Raw genomic sequence first — 22,156 nt, forward strand, 5'->3', positions numbered from 1 at the left:
CGTCATCAGGCCGCAGGGCAGACGGTGTCGCCTTCGTCCGACCCGAGGCGTATGTCCTCGACCGTGACGCCCAGCGCGCCGGCCGAGCGCAGGCCCCAGGGCTGATCGACGGCGGCGAGGTTGGCGCCGGCGTCGCGCAGGCAGGACAGCGGCACCTTCAGCATGCTCCACTGACCCAGAGGGGCGGCGTTGAAGATCGCCGTCACATCCACCTGTCCTTCGCCTAGCGTCAGCATGACTTTGGCGCCGGGTTTTGCGTCGATGCGGTAGCGGAAGGCCAGGGCCATCTCTCCGTTCGCCTGACGGATCAGATCGACGGGCCGGGCCACGATCAGGGCGTGCCCGCCGGCCGCACCGAAGGTCAGGGTTCGGGCTGATTCCTGGCCCGCGCCGTCGGTGGACCGGACCGTGACGCCGGCGCGGGGGCTGGAGCCGCTGCTCTCGGAGCCCAGGCGGAACTCGCCGCCTGCGTCACGCAGCATCAGCGACCAGGGGGCGACGAAACGGCCGTCCACGAAATAGCGATCGATGCTGCCGACTTCGCCAACGACGCCGCTTTCTTCCGACAGGGCGCCGACGCGGGCGCTGTGAGCGTAGGTCAGGCCATAGCCATAGGCGAACTGCGGGTCATAGCCGGGCTGGCCGACGTTCAGCGGCTCGCCCTTGGCGTCCTTGGGCCAGCTGAACGACAGCTTGCCGGTGAAGTCGTGGCGCGGCTTGCCGGCCGCATCGCCGACCAGCACGTCGGCGATCCCGCCGCCCTCCGTGCCCGGCAGCCAGCCGGCGACGAAGGCGTCGGACTGGTTGATCTCGGGATTGGTCCACATCGGGCGGCCCGACAGGAAGACCGACACGGTCGGAATGCCCGCCGCCTTCAGCCGCTTCAGCGTCTCCAGCGGTTCGGTCGGCAGGAAGTCCAGCGTGTCCACGTCGCCCTGGAACTCGGCATAGGGCGTCTCGCCGAAGACGACGATGGCGACATCGGGCTTTTGGGTGAACGACCCGTCGGCGCTGAGCGTCGCCGAACCGCCGCCGGCCGCGACGGCTTCTTGAATGCCGCCCCAGATCGACTGGCCGTTGGGGAAGTCGGCGTTCGAGTTGCCCGTGCCCTGCCACGTCAGGGTCCAGCCGCCGGAGGCCTGGCCGATGTCGTCGGCGTGACCGGCGACCAGCACGCGCGCTCCGGCGCGGATCGGCAGGACCGAACCCTCGTTCTTCAGCAGCACCAGCGACTTGCGCACCGCCTCGCGGGCCAGGGCGCGGTGGGCGGGCGAGCCCAGCTCGTTCAGGCGGCCCTCGACCGGGCGGCTGTCGTTGAACAGGCCGGTCTTGACCTTGACCCGCAGGATGCGCCGCACGGCCTCGTCCAGACGCGCCATCGGAATCTCGCCCGACCGGGCCTGAGCCAGGGTGCTTTCGTACAGCGGCTTCCAGCTGTCAGGGGCCATGAACATGTCGATGCCGGCGTTGAAGGCCAGGGCGCAGCTCTCGTTGGAACAGCCCGGCAGCTGGCCGTGGGCGTTCCAGTCCGACACCACGAAGCCGTCGAAGCCCAGCGGGCCGCGCAGCACGTCGGTCAGAATGGTCTCGTTGCCCGAATGTTTGACGCCGTTCCAGCTGGAGAAGCTGGCCATGATCGACAGCACTCCGGCGTCGATCGCCTGGGGATAGCCCGACAGATGGGTGCGGATCAGGTTCTGCTCGGACCCGGCGTAGTCGCCCTGGTCCTTGCCGCCCGTAGTGCCGCCGTCGGCTAGGAAGTGTTTCGCCGAGCCGGCGATATGGCCCGCCGCCAGCGGATGGTCGGCCGACAGCGTCCCCTGCAGGCCCAGGGTCATCGGCCCGGCATAGCTCTGGGCCACCTCCGGGTTCTCGGCATAGCCCTCATAGGCGCGGCCCCAGCGGTCGTCACGGGGCACGGCCAGGGTTGGGCCGAAGGTCCAGTCCGCGCCGGTCACCGCGACTTCCAGCGCCGTCGCCTCGCCGATGCGGCGGATCAGGTCGGGATCGCGCGCGGCGCCCAGGCCGATGTTGTGCGGGAAGATGGTGGCGCCGACGATGTTGTTGTGACCGTGGACGGCGTCGATGCCGTAGATCATCGGCACCTTGGCGCCCGGCCGCTGGGCGATGGCGCGGCGATAGGCCTGGGCCAGTTCGACCCATTTCTGCGCCGAGGCGCGCTCGTCGCCGCCGGGCGAGGAGTTGCCGCCCGCCAGGATGGAGCCGAGCGGATAGGTCAGCAGGTCTTCGGGCTTGATGGAGGCGATGTCGGCCTGGATCGTCTGCCCCACCTTCTCCTCCAACGTCATCCGGCTCATCAGTTCGGTGACGAAGGCTTCGGTCGCCGCATCGGTCATGGCGGCCGGCGATGCGGCACGCGGCCACAGAGCCGGATGGGCGCGCGTGGCGTCAGTGACAATGGAAGCCTGAGCCGTCACGGCCTGGACGGGCGCCGGGCGGAGTGAACCCGTCGCGGCGCATGCGCTGGTCGCGAGGGCGATGCCCAGCGCAAGGGCGGAAACGGCGCCGCGGCGCGAGGTCGGGATACGCAGGGTCATGTCGGGTCCGTCAGGCTGTCGGCGAAAACGATGCGGCGAAAAACCCGGCGCGACCCTGCAGGTCGCACCGGAAGTTCGCTCAGGGTCTGCAAAAATCCAGGCGTCGCTTGACGCGCCGACAGCGGCGAAATCCGTTTGAACCCGAGGTTCGCTCCCGACACGTCGTTGACCGACGCCTGATTTTTACAGACGCAACTTGATGCACCTATGACAATGATGTCAACTGTTCACGTTAGCGCTAACATCGAGAGACGACTCAACGTCTCCGACCAGGGAGAGACGGCGACATGACGACAGGTGTGACACGACGCACGGCCGGCCTGTTGGCCCTGTCCGTCAGCGGGCTGGCGGCGACAGCCAGGGCGCAGGCGCGAGACGCCGCCCCCTACAGCTGGCGCAATGTCGTGGTCGGCGCGGGCGGCTTCATTCCCGGCATCGTCTTCAGTCGCGTCGAACGCGGTCTGGCCTATGCGCGCTCGGACATGGGGGGTGCCTATCGGTTCGACGCCGCCGTAGGACGGTGGAAGCCGCTGATGGATTCCGGCCCCCGGTCGGGCGATTTCGGCATCGAGAGCATCGCCGCCGATCCCATCGATGCCGATATCGTCCATGCGGCGGTGGGGGTCCACAGGGCCGATCCCGGAGCCATGCTGCGATCCTCCGACCGGGGCGCGACCTGGATCAGGACCGAGGTCCCCTTCCGCATGGGCGGAAACGAAGACGGGCGAGGTCTGGGCGAACGGCTGGCGATCGACCCGAACGACAACCGCATCCTCTATTTCGGATCGCGCCACGACGGTCTGCAACGCTCGACCGACGGCGGCGAAAGCTGGCGCAAGGTCGAGACCTTTCCGCTGAAGGGGCTGGGCATGCCCACCGACCGCAGCACCCACGGCGGCCTCAGCTTCGTGGTCTTCGATCCCCGTAGCGGCCAGCGCGGACAGGCGTCTCGGACGCTGTTCGTCGGCGTCGCCGATCCGCACGAACACGCGCTGTATCGCTCGGACGACGCGGGGCAAACCTGGCGGCCGGTCGAGGGCGGGCCGCGCGCCGAACTGTCGGCGGCCAAGGCGGAGTTGGACGACCGGGGCGTCCTCTATGTCACCTGCACCCTGGGCATCGGCCCCAATGGGGTGACGGACGGCGCGGTCTGGCGGCTGGATGCGAACACCGGCGCCTGGAGCGATATCACCCCGCCGCGACCCCTGGGTGGCTTCATGGGGGTGGCGCTGGACCGGAAACGGCACGGCGTAATCATGGTCTCGACCCTGAACCGCTGGCAGCCGGGCGACACCCTCTGGCGCAGCACTGACGACGGGCGAAGCTGGACCAGCCTGCGGGAAAAGGCGCGACATGACGTCAGCGCCACTCCCTATCTGAACTGGGGCAATGACAAGCCGGACTTCGGCTGGTGGATCGCGGCCCTGGCGCTGGATCCGTTCGACAGCGACCGGCTGGTCTATGCGACGGGGGCCACCGTCTATGAGACGCGCAACCTGTCCGCCGCCGACGACAGCAAGCCGACCGACTGGACGCCCTGGGTCGCGGGAATCGAGCAGACGGCCGTGATCACCCTGGTCAGTCCGCCGAAGGGACCGCAGTTGCTGACCGGTTTCGGCGACATCTCCGGCTTTGCGCACGAGGATCTGAGCCGCTCGCCGCAGCGCCAGTTCACCACCCCGGTCTTCGCCAACACAAACCAGATCGACTATGCAGGCGCCGCCCCCGACATCGTCGTGCGCAGCGGCACGCCGCACGAAGGCGTCGCCTCGCAAGGTCACGACGGCTCGACCTTGGCCTGGTCCGACGATGCGGGGCTGAGCTGGAAGCCGCTGGGCCGTCCCCGGCCAGCCTCGGGCCAGACGCCGGTCGTCGCCGACAATCCGCGCATGGACCTGTATCGCGACGCGCCGATCACGGTGTCGGCCGATGGATCGATCTTCGTGCTGGCGACGCCGCAGGTCGTCTGGTCGCGGGATCGCGGCGCGACATGGCGGGCGTGCGCTGGCCTGCCGCCGTTGCTGAGGCCGGTCGCGGATCGCAAGGATCCGACGCTGTTCTACGCCTTGGATTTCCGCACCGGCGCCTGGTACGTCAGCGTGGACGGGGCAGAGAGTTTCGCCGTCGTGCCGTCACGCGGCTTGCCGGCGACCGTCGCCGAAAACCGCCCGACCTGGCGCGAGGTCGCCTTCCCGCTGAAGGCCGCGCCCGACCACGAAGGCGATCTGTGGTTCGTGTCGCGCAGCGGCCTCTATAACAGCCGCGACGGCGGTCAGAGGTTCGACCGGATCGACGGGGGCCTGAGCGTCGAGATGCTGGACTTCGGCAAGCCGCCCACCGGTTCGACCTACCCTGCCCTGTTCGCCATCGGCACGCGGGGGGACGTGCGCGGCGTCTTCCGGTCAGACGACCGGGGCAGATCCTGGATCCGGGTCAACGACGACCAGCATGAGTATGGGCGCCGCTTCCGCGCCATCGCGGGCGATCCCCGGGTCTTCGGCCGCGTCTATGTGGCCACGGACGGGCGCGGCGTCGTCTATGGAGAACCGGCATGACCCTGTCGCGACGCGGACTTCTGGGCGCCGGGGCCTCCGTCTCCATGCTGAGCGCGTGCGCCACGACGCCGGGCGCGACGACGGCGGCTGGGCCTTTCAAGCCGACCTGGGACAGCCTGGCCGCAGGCTACAAGACGCCCGACTGGTTCCGGGACGCCAAGTTCGGCATCTGGTCGCACTGGGGGCCGCAGTGCGTGCCGGAGTTCGGCGACTGGTACGGCCGCCAGATGTATATCCAGGGCAACCCCTTCTACGACCACCATGTCGCGACATACGGCCATCCCAGCCGGTTCGGCTTCATGGAGTTCATCGACCAGTGGAAGGGCGACCAGTGGGATCCCGAGGGGCTGCTGGACCTCTATCAGGCGGCGGGCGCCCGCTACATCATGTCGATGGCGAACCACCACGACAATCTGGACCTGTTCGACAGCGCCCATCACGAATGGAACGTGATGCGGGTCGGGCCCAGGCGCGACATCGTCGGGACCTGGGAGAAGGCCGTGCGGGCGCGGGGCCTGCGGTTCGCCGTGTCGAACCACGCGGCCCACGCCTGGCACTGGTGGCAGACGGCCTATGGCTATGACGCCGAGGGGCCGTTGAAGGGCGTGCGTTATGACGCGGCGCGCCTGACGAAGGCCGACGGCGCCGGCAAGTGGTGGGATGGGCTGGACCCGCAAGAGCTTTACACCGGCCCGACCTTCGCCCCACCGGAGGGGATCAGCTCCATCGCCGAGATGAACGCCTGGCATGATGCGCGTGACGGCCAGTGGATCGAGACGCCGCCCCCCAACAACCCGGCCTTCGTGCGGTCCTGGGTGGCGCGGCAGCGCGACCTGATCACCAAATACAAGCCGGACATGGTCTATTTCGACAACTACGGCCTGCCGCTGGGGCGGTATGGGCTGGAGGCGACGGCGGAATATTACAACGCCTCACTGGAGTGGCGCGGCGAGCTGCCGGTCGTGAACGGCAAGCGGCTGGACGACCGCCAGCGCAAGGGCATCGTCGAGACGGTCGAGCGCGGCTTCTCCGACAGCCTGAAGCCCGAGCCGTGGCAGACCGACACCTGCATCGGCGACTGGCACTACAACCGCGCCCGCTTCACCGGCCACTCCTACGTCCCGGCCCACAGCGTGGTGCAGCGGCTGGTGGATGTCGTCTCCAAGAACGGCAATCTGATGCTGAACATCCCCCAGCGGGGCGACGGATCGATCGACAGCGACGAGCGCCAGATCCTGACGGACATCGCCGCCTGGATGAAGATCAATGGTGAGGCCATCTTCGACACCCGGCCCTGGCGCATCTATGGCGAGGGGCCGACGGCGGTCGTGGGTGGGATGCATGGCGAGGGCGCGGCGCGGCCGTGGACCGGTCAGGACATCCGCTTCACCACCAAGGGCCAGACGCTCTACGCCTTCGCGCTGGACTGGCCAGAGGACGGGCGGATGGTGGTGCGCGCGCTGAACCCGCAGGCGGGCCGCGTCGAGGCGGTCGAACTGCTGGGCGGCGGCGCCCTGCCCTTCCGCCAGACGGTCGAGGGCCTGGTGATCGACCTGCCGGCCGAGCGGCCGGTGACGGTCGCGCCGGCCGTGCGGTTGAGGGGCGCGGGCTTGGTCTGAGCCCCCTAGCGGATCTCGGCCTCGAACGGGACCGCCGGGAGGCCGGCGGGGCCGTAAAGATTGCAGACCGGGCTGTCGGCCCAGCAGAAGCGGACCGTGAGATCGGTCGCCGTCGCCGAGGCCAGCACCACCTCGTCCCCCGCAAGGACCGCATCGACGAAGCGGCAGGCGTTGTCAGATCCGCACAACTCGAACCCGACCGGGCGGTTCGAGCCATGGGCCACGAGCTGGGCAGAGGCGGCGTAGCGGATGTGGACGCCGTCGGCGGCGCGGGTCACGGCGACCGGCTGGGGCGAGACGGGCTGGGCTTGGCCGTCGAGGCGACGGGCCTCCAGCGCTAGGCGACGGCCGACCTCCAGCTTGTTGGTCGGGTGAATGTCGTAGCGGTCGCCGATGTCGATGGCGACGGCGAGCCCTGCCAGGGGGTCGGCGTTGACCACCGTCCGTTGGCTCTCGCGCAGGGCGGCCCAAGAGGAGTTGGTCGGCTGGCTGGCGGCGGGACCGAAGTTCGCGAGTTGCACCACCAGCATCCGCATCTCGGGGTTTTCGAACTGCGCGCGCCAGTCGGCGAACAGGGCCGGCAGCAGGCGGCGATAGCCGACATAGTCGCCGATGTTCGACTCGCCCTGATACCAGGCCATGCCCTTCAGGCTGTAGGCGCCCAGGGGCGCGATCATGCCGTTGTAGAGGGTGGTCGTTCCGCTGCCGCCGATCCAGGGGGTGCGCGGCGGATTGGGCAGGTCGCCCAGGGGCGCGGCGACGCGGTGACGCCAGCCCGAGGACAGGGCCACGGCCGTGCCGTCCGCCAGCATCAGGCGCTTGTTCGCCGCCGGTCCCCAGGCGCCGCCGCCGCCGTTGGTGTCCAGCACCCCGACCGCGATCAGGTTTCGGCCGGCCTTCAGCGTGCCGGCGGGGACGGCGTAGGTGCGCGGCGTATCCCAGCCCTGCTGGCCGCCGACATATTGGCCGTTGACCCAGGTCACGTCGGCGTCGTCCACCGGCCCCAGCTCAAGGGTCGCAGCCTGGCGGGCCTGGGCGGCGGTCAGCTCGACCTCTTTTCTCAGCCAGACGATGCCGTCGAAGGTGGCGAGGCCCGGCACTGTGGATTCCCAAAACCCCTCGGCGGGGATCGGCGCCCAGTCGGCGTCATTGGTGCGGGGCAGATGCCAGCCCTGTTTCGTGCCGGGGTCGTTGGCGCGCCACCAGTCTTGCGTGACCTGACGCCAGATGGCGTCGCCTTGGGAGGGATCGCGGGCGTAGGCGTCCAGGGCGTTCAGCGCTTCCTGATGGCCGCCCAGCTTTTCCATGGCGTCGCGGCTGAGCCAGTCCTCGATGATCGACCCGCCCCAGGAGGCGGCGATCAAGCCGACAGGCACGTCTTCGGTGCGGCGCAGATCCCGGCCCATGAAATAACAGGCGGCCGAGAAGTCGCGCACGCTTTGCGGGCTGGTCGTGCGCCACTGACCGACCGCATGCGGGGTCGATGACGGCGCCGGCAGGCTGGAGCGGCCGACCAGGAACAGGCGGATCTTGGCGTCGTTGGCGGCGCCGATCTCGCTCTCGGCATTCGTCGCCTGGCGAACGGCGAACTCCATGTTGGATTGGCCCGAGCACAGCCAGACGTCGCCGACCATGACGTCCGACAGGGTTTGGGTCGCCCCGCCCGACTGGGCCGTCAGGACATAGGGGCCGCCGGCGGTCAGGGTCGGCAGGGTCGCGCGCCAGGCGCCGTCGGGGCCGGCGGCGGCCTGGACCTGGGTCTGGCCGAGGTTGACCGAGACGGCGGCGCCGGGCGCCGCCCTGCCCCACACAGTGATCGGACGACCGCGTTGCAGGACGGCGTGATCCTGGAACATGGCGTCGAACAGGGGGGCGGTAGCCGGCGCCTGCGCCAGGGCTGGAGCGGCGGTGGCGAGGACGCCCATGGCGACGGCGGCGAGCAAGAACGAGCGCATCTGCGCCTCCTGATGTTCCGCCTCAGGCGGAGGGTCCGAAACTGCACTGCACTCCAAAAAAGAGTGCAAAGTGCAAGAAGGTGCAATTTCGCCGCAGACTTGGACTGTCCAACGAAAAAACAGTCCAACGAGTCCAACTTCGCAAGGTCGGGGGCTGGCGATGTCAAAGACCGAGCCGCGATTATAAGGCCGCTCGGCGCCCTGTATGGAAGAAGACCCGATCTTTTTAAGAAAGCGTTTTACGACAAGGGGTTGAGCATCGACATCATGTCAGATGTCGATGCTCGCGCAGTCCCTAGCGGCGAATCTCCACCGCCTGTCCATCGTACTGGATCGTCCTGGCCGGCGCGGCGTCGAAGTCGCCGACATCGGCGCCCGGTCCGCTGACGAAGCGCACATTGATGGTGCGGGTCGCCGGCATGGTCGGATACGAACCCGTCCGCGCGCCGATGGTCAGGACGCCGGTCGCGTCGTTCCAGGTCATGGGGATGTTGGAAAACTCGCCGCGCTCGTAGGCGTAGGTCGTGCCCTGATCCTCATAGAGGGAGAAGGTCCCGTTCGCCCCGGTGTAGATCACCAGGGTCAGCGGGCCGTCCAGCTTCTCGGCCGTGTACTGGATCGCCGGACCGGTGGGCAGGATGGAGCCGGCGCGCACGAAGACCGGGATCTTGTCGACTGCCGCCTGAACCGTGACCGAGCGGCCGCCCGCGTATTTCTGGCCCGTCAGCATGTCGTACCAGTCGGCCCCTTGCGGGAAATAGACCGAGCGGCTGCGCGCCTTGTATTCCGTCACCGGCGCGACCAGCAGGGCATGGCCGAGCAGATACTGGTCGTTGATGTCGCGCGCCTTCAGGTCGGACGGAAAGTCCATGACCAGGCCGCGCATGATGGTGCCGTCGCGTTGATAGACATCGCCGGCCAGGCTGTAGATGTAGGGCATCAGCCGGTAGCGGGTGCGCATCTGCTCGGCATAGGCGTCGTACATCGGCGTGCCGGGCTGGGCCAGGTTATAGACCTCGCGCAGCGGGAACTCGCCGTGCGAGCGGAAGACCGGCGAGAAGGCGCCGAACTGGAACCAGCGCAGGTTCAACTCGTCCCACTCGGCCTTGTCCTCGGGCTTCATGCCGGCGGGATTGGAATAGCGGCTCTCGACCGAGAAGCCGCCGATATCGTGGGTCCAGTTGGCCAGGCCCGACAGGCCGGTGTTCACGCCCGCCGAAATCTGGTCCTTCAGATTGTCCCAGCGCGCCACCACGTCGCCGGACCACAGGGTCGAGCCGGTGCGTTGCAGGCCGCCCCAGGCAGAGCGGGTCAGGATATAGGTCCGCTCGTCGCCCTTCTCGCGCCGGAAGTTCTTGTAGACGTTCTCGGCGTTGATCAGCGGATAGGAGTTGAAGACATAGGCGCCCGGACCGATGGCCGTCGGCCCCATGCGCAGGGTCCGTTCGGGGATGTCCAGGTTGGAGTGCATGTCCGGCTCGACCGAATCCAGCCACCAGCCGTCGAAGCCCATGCCCTTGAAGCTGTCGGACATCTGCTTCCAGTACAGGTCGCGGGCGGCGGGCAGATAGGGGTCGTAGAAGCTGTTGGCGTAGCCGGGTCCGACCCAGTCGCGCGCACCGACGTCGACGTTGCGGGTGTACATGCCGCCGATGGCGTCCAGCTGCTTGTAGTGGTCGGTCGTCGGATAGAATTTCGGCCAGACCGAGATGATGATGTTGGCGTTCATGTCGTGAACGTCCTTGACCATCTGGGTCGGGTTGGGGAAGCGCGCGGGGTCGAACTGGTGCGAGCCCCAGGCGTTCTCGGGCCAGTAGAACCAGTCCTGAACCACATTGTCGATCGGCAGGCCCAGCTCGCGATAGCGGCGCACCGTGTCCACCACCTCGGCCTGGTTGTTGTAGCGCTGGCGGCTCTGCCAGAAGCCGTAGGCCCAGCGGGGCAGCATCACCGACTTGCCGGTTAGGCCGCGATAGTTGGAGATGACGCCGTCGAGGTTATCGCCCCCGATATAGTAGTAGTCGATGGCCGTGCCGACTTCGGACGCCAGGCTGAGCGCGCCCTGATCGGCGGCGGGCAGCGGGTCCTGGTGGCGCAGCGAGATATAGCCGTCCTCGGGGATCCATTCGATCTTGATCGGCACGCGGGCGTTTGCGGCCATCTGGACCTGGAAGTCGTGGTCGAACGGGTTCCAGTTCTGGCGCCAGTTATCCTCGACCATCTGGCCGTCGATCCAGACCTTCACATAGCCGGACGAATAGAGGCGGAACTTGTGCAGGCCGGCGGTCGCGGTCTCCAGCGTGCCTTCCCAGACGACCTTGACGCCGGCCTGACCGGGCTTGCCCATGTCGCCGGTCTGGACCGGCTGGCCCGGTTGCGACTTGAAGCCCTCGGGCCAGCGCGACCATTCGCGGATGAACTCGTAGTTCACCTCGGTCTCCTGGCGCTGAACCTTGAGCTGGTCGTTCTGATAGTAGCTGGCGGTCAGGCCGCCGAACCGTCCCGTGGCGTCGCGCACGATGAACTGGTCGGCGATCATGCCGTAGGGGCGCGGGTCGCCGAATCGGGTGATCGAGTTGTTGTCCCACAGGACGCCGTAGTTGCGGCTGGACACGACCAGCGGAATGCCGACGTCGATATTGTGCTGGGCCAGCTGAACGTCGTGGCCCTTGTAGTTCATCACGCCCTGCTGGTGCTGGCCCAGGCCGTAGAAGGCCTCGTCCGCCGGGCTTTCCCAGACCTGGCGCGTGGCTAGGAAGCGGTGGTCGCCCTTCTGGTCCTCGACGGTGACGGGGCTGAGTTCGCGGCTGCCGGGGCGCTCCTTCAGCACCTCCTGGCCGTTCTCGTCGAGGAAGCGGACCGCCCCGGTCTCGCGCGAGACCTCGGCCGTGGCCTCGGCGGTCTTCAGCAGCACAACATCGCCGCGCGTCTCGACCTGGAACGGGGTGGTGGTCGAGGGCTGGGCCGTGACCATCAGGCTGGCGGGCAGATCGAGGTCCGCGTTCTCGGTCGCGGTGACGCGGATGGTCTCGGGGCCATAGACCTCAAGCCGGACGCGGCGGGCGGCGCCCTCGGCCGGGGTGACGACGATGCCGCTGGCGGTGCGTTCGAACGCCGCCTGCTGGATGGCGCCGGCGGAGGCGCCGTTCATCAGCCCCTGACCCGCGCAGGCGGCCAGGGGCGCGGTCATCAGGGCGACCAGGAACAGGCGGCGGGCGAGGGTCGGGATCATGGCGGGCGCTCGCATTTTCAAGGGATCAGTAGGTGGCCGTGACGACGCGCAGCAGCTGCGGTCTGTCGGTGGAGAAGTTCAGGCCGTAGTCGACCTGATCGCCGTTCCAGATGCGTTCGAACACCCATTTGCCGGCGTCGTCGAAATGGCCTTCCTCGACGCGCAGGACCATGCGGCGTTTGCCGTCGGTCGAAGGCTTGGCGGCGAAGTCGATGCGGATGCGGTGGCCGGCCAGGATGAACTGACCCGGCTCGATCTCGGCGATGGCGATGGCGCCGTTGGGCTGGGCCGAGGCGGCGGGCACGTCATTGGGATCGATGGGCTGGTTGGTCGTGCCGAACTGCCAGCGCTGATAGCCGGAGGTGGCGGTCCAGTCGCCCAGGTCGATCACCTCGGGCTTGCGGTCGTCCGGCTCGGCGGCGCCCCAGACCCTGCCTTCGAAGGCCAGACGCGCCCAGGTCCGCTGCCACGGGCCGATCAGGCGATAGAGATCGCGGAAGGGCTCCAGCGTCTTCTCGGTGATCTCCTTGGCGCCCAGCGGATAGTTGGAATAGCCGGTGTAATCGATGCCGAAGGGCGAGAAGCCGATGCCTCCGCGCCCCAGGGTCTCCATCAGATAACGGGCATACTGGGTGTCGCTGCCGGTCTCGGCGACGAACAGGGCGTTGTCGGGGCGGGTGTAGCGATCCAGATGGGCTTCGTATTCGCCCGACTTGCGCGTGTAGATGTCAGGGGACAGGAAATCGATGGAAGGGGCCGCGGCCTGCCAGACCTCGATCACGTTCCAGGTGGGGCCGCCAGAGGCGTATGTCGCCGGGTCCTGATCGTTCGTCGGGTCGCGCAGGGCGGCGTTGACGTACATGGGCAACGGGTATTCGGCCTTGCCGGCGGCGGCGACGGTGTTGACGTAACTGCCGATGGACCAGGCGTGGAAGAACTCGTCCGCATCCTTGCCGAAGACGGCGGACCAGGTTCCGGGCGCCTTGCCGGTGCGATCCAGCAGGGCCTGGGGCACAGGGCCGTCGAAGGCGGCGCGGGCGGCGGGAGAATAGTCGCGCACGGGGCCGTAGGTGCCGACCTCGTTCTCGGGCTGGACCATGATGACGGTGCGTTCGCGCTCGTCCACCTGGCGGATGTGGCGCATCAGGGCGGCGAAGGCGCGGGCGTCGGAGGCCATCGTCTCGGCGCCATAGGGCGACAGGGCGTAGCTTTCCTTGCCGCTTTTCTCGATCAGGTGCGGGAAGCGTTCGGGGTTCAGCTTGACCCAGGCGGGGGCATAGGCGGGGGCCGTGTTCTTCCAGGTGGCGAACCACAGGAAGACGACGCGCATGTCGTTGGCGCGGGCCTGTTCGATGGCGTGATCGACGAAGGAGAAGTCGAAACGCCCCTCCTCCGGTTCGATCTGTTCCCAGCCGAGGGGGATCTGGACCGTATTGGCGCCCATGTAGCGTAGCGCCGGCCAAGCCTGAGCCAGAGGCGCGGGATAGTTGGACGAGTTGTTGACCTGTCCGCCTAGGATGGTGAAGGGCGCGCCGTCCACCATCAGGGCATGACGGCCGTCGCGCGTCACGAACTGGGGGATGGGCTCGGCGGCGAAGGCGGCGCCGGCGGCGGCGAGCGTTGCGGCGATGGCCAGGCCGGCCGTGCAGGCCTTGAGCATGCGGTTGCGGGTCATGGGCATCCCTTGCGTTGTCCCGAAACGAAATCGGGCGTCGCCGCTGACGGCGACGCCCGGTCTAGGTTAGGTCAGTCGTCTCGGCTTCAGTAGCGGAAGCGGAGTCGTACGCTGAAGCGACGGTCATCGACCTGATAATCGCGATAGCGGTTTTCGGTGATCTGATACGTCTGGAACTCCTGGTTCAGGATGTTCTGCGCATCGAAGGTGATCGCCAGAGCCGGACTGAAGTCGTAGCTGATCGACCCGTCGAGCACTCCGTAAGCCTTGCCGAAGATCGGCAGCTGGCCCGTGCCGACGCCTTGCGTGGTCTGCAGATAGTCGTCGCGCCAGTTGTAGGCGAGACGGGCGTTGAAGCCGTATTTTTCGTACAGGGCGACCAGGTTGTAGCTGTTCTTGGACAGGCCCGCGATCGGCACCGAGATCGCCGTGCCGCCCGTCTGGGCGTTGGCCGCGACGGTCGCCGCGTTCGAGTCGATGAAGGTATAGTTGGCCTGTATGCCCAGTCCGTCGAACGGCGACGGCAGGAAGTCGAAGAAGCGCTGACCGCCGACCTCGAACCCTTCCAGCGTGCCTTCATCGACGTTGTTCAGCCGCGAGATGTTGAAGGGCACCTGCGGGAAGGCCACGGATCCGTCGGCGAACAACAGGTCGTAGTTCTCGATACCGGACTCGTTGAAGAACAGGTCCTTGATGTCCTTCTTGAAGGCCGTGATGTAGACGAAGCCGGTCGGCGCGAAATACCATTCCGCGGCGATGTCCAGCGCATCCACGGTCTGCGGATCCAGGAACGGGTTGCCTGTAGCGGTGCCCTGTCCGACGCCTTGCGGAATGACTTCACCCGCATTGGTCCCGTAGTTGGGGCTGATGTTGAAGCTGGCGTTCAGCTGGCCGAAGTCCGGGCGCGCCAGGTTGCGCGATGCGGCGAAGCGCAGCTGCAACTGATCCGTCAGGAACATCCGCAGATTCAGGCTGGGCAGGATGTTGGTGTATTTGTTGCCGCCGACGATCGGCGTGACGATCGACAGGGCGGTCGGGGCCGAGCCAGGGACGCCCGGGGTGTATGACGGATCACGGTAGTTGATCGTCTGGAAGCCGTCGGAAGCCGACTCCGTCTTGACGATGCGGACGCCGAGGTTGCCGTCCCAGTTCTTGCCGAACAGGCTGGAGGCGAAGCGCACCACGCCGTAGGTCGCGTAGGTGGTTTCCGACACGTTGGAGACCTGGGCTGCCGGATCGTCGAACGACCGGAAGCCGATGTTCTGGTTGAACGGCGCGCTGTTCAGGAAGTCGAACACCGACTGCGGGTTTCCGACCTGGCGCAGACCGAACATCCAGACGTCGCCGAAGACGTTCTGGCCTTCGCCGTTCAGGAAGCTGTTGCGGAACGGGAACTGTTCGGCGACCTGCGGGAAGTCGGCCAGGCGGAAACAGCCGGACGGGCTGGACCAGTTGGCGCAGGTCGTGCCGATGGCGGTCCAGGTGCCGTAGGTGGTCGAGCGGTTGACGGCGGTGCGATCCGTCACGCGAACGCCGGCGCGGAAGTCCTTGAAGAAGCCACCCTCCTCGAAGTCCCAACGCATATCGGCGCGACCGGCCCAGCTCTCGGCGTCGTTCAGTTCGGCATAGGGCAGGACGGCGGTCAGGCCGTAGTTGTTGATGTCGCTGTAGTAACCGTCGGAGGCGGAAAACTCAGGGATCGAAGGACGGGTGTCGAAGTTGAAAACATAGTTGCCGGGAAACAGGGGATTACCCGCGCCGTCGAGTGGTCCCGAAGTGTTGGTCAGGACGCTGGCCGTCAGGTTCATCGTCTGCTGATCAACCTTGGAGTTGATGTACTGCAGGTCAGCGCTGATCTGGAGCCGATCCGTCGGGCGCCACTTGCCGCCGATGGAGATGTCGGTCGTGTCCGTCTGGCGCGTCGTAGCGAAGGTGACGCCGTCGACGCCTGGATTGACGAAAGAACCCGAGGTGGCGATGCCGTCCTCGACCGTGAAGGCCGCGCCCGGCGCCAGGTCCAGCGGCACGCCGTTTCCGCCATAGGCGAAGAAGGACAGGCCGTTGTCGTGGAAGGTGTAGTCGGTGCGCAGGGCCTGCAGGTAGAATTCGGTCCGATCATTCGGACGCCATTGCAGGGCCAGGGCCGCGCTGAAACGCTCGCGGTCGCCGAAGCCGACCTTGAAGCCGCCGCCGTTTGGCACGGCGACCTGCTGACCAGTGAAGCCGGGCACGTCGGTGCGGACCAGATAGGGTTCGACCACATCCAGGTCCTGGCGGAACGAGGTCTCGCCATAGGACATGTTCAACAGGGCGCCGAACTCGCCGGCGGCGGTCTGCCAGCGGTCGCTGGCCAGGAAGGAGGCGTTGTAGCCGTCGTCGTTGGCGAGATCGTAATGGGTGTAGGCCGCGCTGGCCGACAGCACATGGCCCGGCGCGTCGAACGGCAGACGGGTCTTCAGATTGATGGTGCCGCCCAGACCGCCTTCGATCATCTCGGCCGACGGGTTCTTGTAGACATCGACGCCGCCCAGCAGGTCGGAGCCGACTTCTTCCCAGCTGAGACCGCGACCGCCGCTGGCGCTGAAGATATCGCGCCCGTTCAGTTCGGAACGGACGTTGGTCAGGCCGCGAATCGCGATGCCCGAGCCTTCGCCATAGTTGCGGGTGATCTGAATGCCCGAAACGCGTTGCAGCGCCTCGGCGACGTTGACGTCCGGCAGGCGGCCGATGTCGACGGCGGTGATGGAGTCGACGAACTGCTCGGAGTTCTTCTTGATCGACTGGGCCGAAGCCAGGCTGGCGCGCAGTCCGGTGACGACGACTTCGCCGACTTCGGTGGACGGGTCATCATCTGTGGTCGTCGCGGGCGGCGGCGCGACCTGCGCCACGGCGAGGGACGGCGCAGCCAGAGACGACAATGTTAGAATCGACGCACCGCACAGCAGTGCGAAGCGGTTGGCGCGTGTGATGCGAGACATGCGTCTCTTTTCCCTTCCCTGTGATGCACGACGCGCTCTGAAGGCGCATTGACGAGCATCTCTCCCAAGACAACCGGGCCTGCGTTCCGCTTGACCCGATTTCAAGGATGCAACAAGTTTCACAGAAAGAAAACAGTTTTCGATAGCGCTACCATTTTTAGGACGACACTGATGCGGCGGCGTATCGCATCAGGCGTTCAGGACAGGGAAGAACCACCATGCGGCAAGACCAGAAGATCGGACGGATCGTCATTGTCGGCGGCGGCACCGCAGGCTGGATGGCGGCCGCCGTCATCTCAAAGAACCTCGCACCGGACTATGCGCAGATCGATCTGATCGAATCGGCCGAGATCGGCACGGTCGGGGTCGGAGAGGCCACGATCCCGCCGATCCTGACGTTGAACCGCCTGCTGGGCATCGACGAGAACGAATTCGTTCGCCGCACCCAGGCCACCTACAAGCTGGGCATCCAGTTCCGAAACTGGGGTCTGCTGGGCCACGAGTATGTCCATCCGTTCGGCACCTATGGCGCCGACCTGGAGGGGCTGCCGTTCCACCAGCACTGGCTGAGACTGCGCGATCAGGCGGGCGTGGGGCTGATCGACGCCTATTCCCTGCCGATCATGGCGATGAAGGCCGGGCGGTTCGTGCGCACCGCCGAAGACCCCCGTCACGTCCATTCACGCATGGCCTACGCCTATCATTTCGACGCCAGCCTGTATGGCGGCTTCCTGCGCGAGCTGGCGACGGCGCGTGGCGTCAACCGGATCGAGGCCAAGATCGTCGATGTCGCGTTGAACGCCGAGACCGGTTTCGTAGAGGCCGTGGTGCTGGACGACGGCCGGCGGGTCAAGGGCGACCTGTTCATCGATTGCTCGGGGTTCCGGGGTCTGCTGATCGAACAGGCGCTGAAGACCGGATACGAGGACTGGTCGCACTGGCTGCCGATGGACAGGGCGCTGGCCGTGCCGTGCGAGGCGGTGGGGGCGCCGACCCTGTTTACCCGCTCCACGGCGCACGACGCCGGATGGCAGTGGCGGATTCAGCTGCAGCACCGGACCGGAAACGGCCACGTCTATGCCAGCGCCTTCACCACCGAGGAGGCGGCGCGCGACACCCTGTTGGCCAATCTGGACGGCAAGCCGCTGGGCGATCCACGACCGCTGCGGTTCGTGACCGGGCGCCGCAAGAAGGCGTGGAACAAGAATGTCGTATCGCTGGGCCTGGCGTCCGGGTTCCTGGAGCCCCTGGAATCCACCAGCATCCACCTGGTGCAGAGCGGTGTGACGACCCTGATGTCGCTGTTCCCGGACAAGCGGTTCGATCAGGCGGACATCGACAAATACAACGCCCTGATGCGCGAGGAATACGAGCACGCCCGCGACTTCATCATCCTGCACTACCACGCCGGCGAGCGGGACGATTCGGAGTTCTGGCGACATGTGCGGGCGACCGACATCCCAGACAGCCTGAAGGAGCGGATCGACCTGTTCCGCTCACGCGGGCGGGTGATGGGGCGCAATGAGGACCTGTTCGCCCACACCAGCTGGGTCGCCGTCATGCTGGGGCAAGGGATCATGCCGCAGGGCCACGACCCGATGGCCGACCAGACGCCAGCGCCCCAGATGACTGCCCGCCTGGCCCAAATTCGCAACGTCATCCAGAGCGGCGTCGCGGCCATGCCGACGCACCAGCAATTCATCGACAAGCACTGCCGCGCGGACAGCCTCGCAGCGAAGGAGCCTGCATGACCCCCTCCCTCGCCCGGCTGCTGTGCGGCGCGGCCCTGGCCGTTCTGGCGACGACCGCCTCTTCGTTCGCGCAGGCCGATCCGGCGCAACTGAACTCGCCCGATGGCCGACTGAGCATCCGGGTCGAGACCGTTGGCGGCAAACCGGCCCTGTCGGTCTTGCGCGATGGTCGCGCGGTGATCGCACCGTCGGATATTGGCCTGACGCTGGAAAACCGGGTGACGGTGGGGGCGAACGAGACGTTCGTCGCCGCGCCGGTGCGCGAGGGCGTGGACGACTACGCCTTGCTGGGACGCGCGTCGCATGTCCGCTCGGACTGGCGCGAGATGACGCTGAGCGCACCGGCCGGCGACGGCAGGCCGGCGATGCAGGTCGTGCTGCGCGCCTATGACGACGGCGTCGCCTTCCGCTATCGCGTGCCGGCCGGGTCGGACGCGCCGATGGGGGTGGTGTCCGAGAACACCCAGTTCGCCTTCCCCGCCGATTACGACTGCTGGGGCGTGAACCTGGGCCGGTTCAACTCAAGCCACGAGGGCGAGTTCGATCCCATCTCCGCGTCGCACATTCGCGAATACAACGCCTATGACGCGCCCTTGGTGTGCGAGACCGTCGCGGGCGGCCCGACCTTCGCCATCGCCGAGGCGGACCTGAAGAACTATCCGGGCCTTTATCTGGCCGGACGTGGCGACGGCGGCCTGGGGGTCCAGGCCAAACTGGCCCCGCGTCTCGACGCTCCGACCAGCGCCCCCGCCGTCGTGGCGACGGCGCGGATCGGACAGGATCTGGAGACCCCGTGGCGGGTGGTCATGGTCGGCGACCATGCGGGCGATCTGATCGAATCCACAATGATCACCGACCTGAGCGAACCGGCCGCCTTCGACGCGTCCTGGGTCAAGCCGGGCAAGTCGGCCTGGGACTGGTGGAACGGCGGCAAGATCGCGGCCGTGCCGGACAGCGGCATGAACACCGCCACCTTCAAGGCCTTCATCGACTTCGCGGCGGCCAACGGCCTGCAATACGTGACCATCGACGAAGGCTGGTATCGCGGTTCGGGTGGCGGCGGCGTGGTGCGTCCCGGCGTGGACGTGACCCAGACCGTGCCCGAGATCGATATCCCTGGCCTGGTCGCCTATGGCCGGTCCAAAGGCGTCGGTCTGTTTCTGTGGCTGAACTGGAAGGCGCTGGACGCCCAGTTCGACGCCGCCCTGGACCAATACCAGGCCTGGGGGATCGCCGGGATCAAGGTCGATTTCATGGACCGCGACGACCAACAGATGGTCGACTGGTATCACCGGCTGCTGGAGCGGGCGGCGCAGCATCGGCTGATGGTCAATCTGCACGGCGCCTTCCACCCGACGGGTCTGACGCGGACCTATCCGAACTTCGTCACCCAGGAGGGGGTGCTGGGGGCCGAGAACAACAAATGGTCCAGCCGGATCACGGCCGAACACAACGTCACCCTGGCCTATACGCGCATGCTGCTGGGGCCGATGGACTATACGCCCGGCGGTTTCGACAACCAGACGCCGGAGACCTTCCGCTACCGGTTCCTGCTGCCGACGGTGATGACGACGCGGGCGCATGGGCTGGCGATGTTCGTCGTCTATGAAAGCCCGCTGCAAACGGTCGCCGATACGCCCAACGCCTATGCCGGCCAGCAGGAGACGGCCTTCATCGCTCAGGTTCCGACGACATGGGACGAGACGCGGTTCATCGCCGGCGAGATCGGACAGTCGATCGTGCTGGCCCGTCGCAAGGGTCGCGACTGGTATGTTGGGGCCATGACCGACGCCGAGGGCCGAACGGTCAGCCTGCCGCTGGACTTCCTGGGACGTGGACGGTTCACGGCGACCATCTACGCCGACGGCGACGCGCCGAACCGGACGGCGATCTCGACCCAGGCGGTCGAGGCGGGGACGACCCTGAGCCTGGCGTTGAAGCCTAGCGGCGGGGCGGCGATCCGGATCACGCCGCGCTGACGTTAAAAAAAGGGGCGGCTCACGCCGCCCTTCCCTGTCGTTCGTCAGGCCTTAGTGGTTGTCGCGCGGCAGGCCGAACTGGTCGATGATGCGGTGGTATTTGATGGCCGGTTCCAGCACGGCGCCGGTTTCCAGCTGGCCGACCACCGCGCGCTGCATCTCCTGCCACGGGGTCTGGGAGGCGGGGTATTTGTAGCCGCCCGCCGCCTCGAACGCCTTGCGACGCTCGGCCAGTTCCTCGTCGGAGATCAGAATGTCGGCGCGGCCGGTGTTCAGGTCGATGCGCACCCGGTCGCCGGTCTTCAGCAGGGCGATGTTGCCGCCCGCCGCCGCTTCCGGCGAGGCGTTCAGGATCGAGGGCGAGCCGGAGGTGCCGGACTGACGCCCGTCGCCGATACAGGCCAGGGCGCTGACGCCCTTCTTGATCAGGTAGGACGGCGGCCGCATGTTCACGACCTCTGCCGCACCCGGATAGCCGATGGGGCCTGCGCCGCGCATAAACAGCAGGGTCTGTTCGGTGATGCCGAGGCTCTCGTCGTCGATGCGGTGGTGATAGTCCTCAGGCCCGTCGAACACGACGGCAGGGCCTTCGAAGGCGTTCAGGTCGTCCGGGTTGGACAGATAGCGCTCGCGGAACTCGGGGCTGATCACGCTCAGCTTCATGATGGCCGAGTTGAACAGGTTGCCGGTGAAGACGACGAAGCCGGCGTCGGTCTTCATCGGGGCGTCGAAGCTCTTGATGACGTCGGGCAGGACGATCTCGGCGCCCTTGCAGTTCTCGCCGATGGACTTGCCGGTGACGGTCAGGGCGTCCTCGTTGATCAGTCCCTGTTTCATCAGCTCGGCCATGACGGCGGGCACGCCGCCGGCATGGAAGTAATCTTCGCCCAGATAGTCTCCGGCGGGCTGGAGGTTGACCAGCAGCGGCACGTGCAGCCCTTGCGTCTGCCAGTCCTGCAAAGGCACATCGACGTGGGCGTGGCGGGCCAGCGCCGTCAGGTGGATCGGGGCGTTGGTCGAGCCGCCGATGGCCGAGTTGACGACGATGGCGTTGTGGAAGGCTTCCTTGGTCAGGATGTCCGACGGTTTCAGGTCTTCGCGCACCATCTCGACGATCCGCAGGCCGGTCTGATAGGCGACCTGGGCACGCTCGCGATACGGGGCCGGAATGGCGGCCGAGCCGGGCAGCGACATGCCCAGGGCTTCGGCCAGCGAATTCATCGTCGTCGCCGTGCCCATGGTGTTGCAATAGCCGACCGAAGGCGCGGAAGAGGCCACCAGTTCGATGAAGCCGTCATAGTCGATCTCGCCCGCCGCCATCATCTGGCGCGCCTTCCAGATGATCGTGCCCGAGCCGGTACGCTCGCCCTTGTGCCAGCCGTTCAGCATGGGGCCGACCGACAGGGCGATGGCGGGGATGTCCACGGTCGCCGCCGCCATCAGACAGGCGGGCGTGGTCTTGTCGCAGCCGATGGTCAGCACGACGCCGTCCAGCGGATAGCCGTAAAGGCTTTCGACCAGACCCAGATAGGCCAGATTGCGGTCCAGGCCCGCCGTCGGCCGCTTGCCGGTTTCCTGGATCGGATGAACCGGGAACTCCATGGCGATGCCGCCCGCCTCGCGGATGCCTTCGCGCACGCGCTCGGCAAGGACAAGATGGTGGCGGTTGCACGGCGACAGGTCCGAGCCGGTCTGGGCGATGCCGATGATCGGCTTGTCCGACTGCAGCTCTTTGCGCGTCAGGCCGTAGTTCAGGTAGCGCTCCAGATAGAGCGCCGTCATGTCCGGGTTTTCCGGGTTGTCGAACCAGGCGCGGCTGCGGAGCGTCTTCTTGGGCTTCGAGGTATCGGTCAT

General features: G+C 67.0%; 10 protein-coding genes. 4 read left to right on the plus strand and 6 right to left on the minus strand.

Features of this window, described 5'->3' with window-relative positions; translation table 11 throughout:
• Positions 1 to 5 precede the first annotated feature (5 nt).
• Positions 6 to 2,558 carry a glycoside hydrolase family 3 protein gene (locus EGY25_RS01415; protein ID WP_135193276.1) on the minus strand — a complete coding sequence of 851 codons (2,553 nt, stop codon included), beginning with the start codon at positions 2,556 to 2,558 and terminating at the stop codon, positions 6 to 8.
• Between the two features lie 287 nt (positions 2,559 to 2,845).
• Between EGY25_RS01415 and EGY25_RS01420 the strand changes: the two genes are divergently transcribed.
• Both EGY25_RS01420 and EGY25_RS01425 read left to right on the plus strand, forming a co-directional pair.
• Positions 2,846 to 5,113, plus strand: coding sequence for a WD40/YVTN/BNR-like repeat-containing protein (locus EGY25_RS01420; protein ID WP_135193277.1), 2,268 nt, complete (start codon positions 2,846 to 2,848; stop codon positions 5,111 to 5,113).
• The gene (locus EGY25_RS01425; RefSeq protein ID WP_135193278.1) at positions 5,110 to 6,732 is read left to right on the plus strand and encodes an alpha-L-fucosidase; all 1,623 of its coding nucleotides are present in this window, start codon (positions 5,110 to 5,112) and stop codon (positions 6,730 to 6,732) included. The genes EGY25_RS01420 and EGY25_RS01425 overlap by 4 nt, the downstream gene beginning before the upstream one ends.
• A 5-nt stretch (positions 6,733 to 6,737) precedes the next feature.
• Here EGY25_RS01425 and EGY25_RS01430 read toward each other — a convergent pair whose 3' ends face one another.
• The 4 genes from EGY25_RS01430 to EGY25_RS01445 form a co-directional block, all read right to left on the minus strand.
• A complete protein-coding gene (locus EGY25_RS01430; RefSeq protein ID WP_135193279.1) occupies positions 6,738 to 8,687 on the minus strand; it encodes a sialate O-acetylesterase in 1,950 nt (649 codons plus the stop codon).
• A 295-nt stretch (positions 8,688 to 8,982) separates the two neighbouring features.
• On the minus strand, positions 8,983 to 11,919 hold the full coding sequence (locus EGY25_RS01435; protein WP_135193280.1) for a TIM-barrel domain-containing protein: 2,937 nt from the start codon (positions 11,917 to 11,919) through the stop codon (positions 8,983 to 8,985).
• A gap of 25 nt (positions 11,920 to 11,944) precedes the next feature.
• On the minus strand, positions 11,945 to 13,594 hold the full coding sequence (locus tag EGY25_RS01440) for a DUF5597 domain-containing protein (RefSeq protein WP_245159287.1): 1,650 nt from the start codon (positions 13,592 to 13,594) through the stop codon (positions 11,945 to 11,947).
• Positions 13,595 to 13,680: 86 nt separating this feature from the next.
• The gene (locus EGY25_RS01445) at positions 13,681 to 16,572 is read right to left on the minus strand and encodes a TonB-dependent receptor (protein ID WP_135193281.1); all 2,892 of its coding nucleotides are present in this window, start codon (positions 16,570 to 16,572) and stop codon (positions 13,681 to 13,683) included.
• A 218-nt stretch (positions 16,573 to 16,790) separates the two neighbouring features.
• Here EGY25_RS01445 and EGY25_RS01450 point away from each other — a divergent pair, with 218 nt between their 5' ends.
• Positions 16,791 to 18,323 (plus strand): tryptophan halogenase family protein, encoded by a 1,533-nt coding sequence (locus tag EGY25_RS01450; protein ID WP_135193282.1) that lies wholly within the window; start codon positions 16,791 to 16,793, stop codon positions 18,321 to 18,323.
• Positions 18,320 to 20,302, plus strand: a complete 1,983-nt coding sequence (locus EGY25_RS01455; RefSeq protein ID WP_135193283.1) for a glycoside hydrolase family 97 protein — start codon at positions 18,320 to 18,322, stop codon at positions 20,300 to 20,302. The genes EGY25_RS01450 and EGY25_RS01455 overlap by 4 nt, the downstream gene beginning before the upstream one ends.
• A 51-nt stretch (positions 20,303 to 20,353) precedes the next feature.
• Here EGY25_RS01455 and EGY25_RS01460 read toward each other — a convergent pair whose 3' ends face one another.
• A complete protein-coding gene (locus EGY25_RS01460) occupies positions 20,354 to 22,156 on the minus strand; it encodes an IlvD/Edd family dehydratase (protein ID WP_135193284.1) in 1,803 nt (600 codons plus the stop codon).

This window comes from Brevundimonas intermedia (assembly GCF_004614235.1).
GTDB lineage: Bacteria > Pseudomonadota > Alphaproteobacteria > Caulobacterales > Caulobacteraceae > Brevundimonas > Brevundimonas intermedia_A.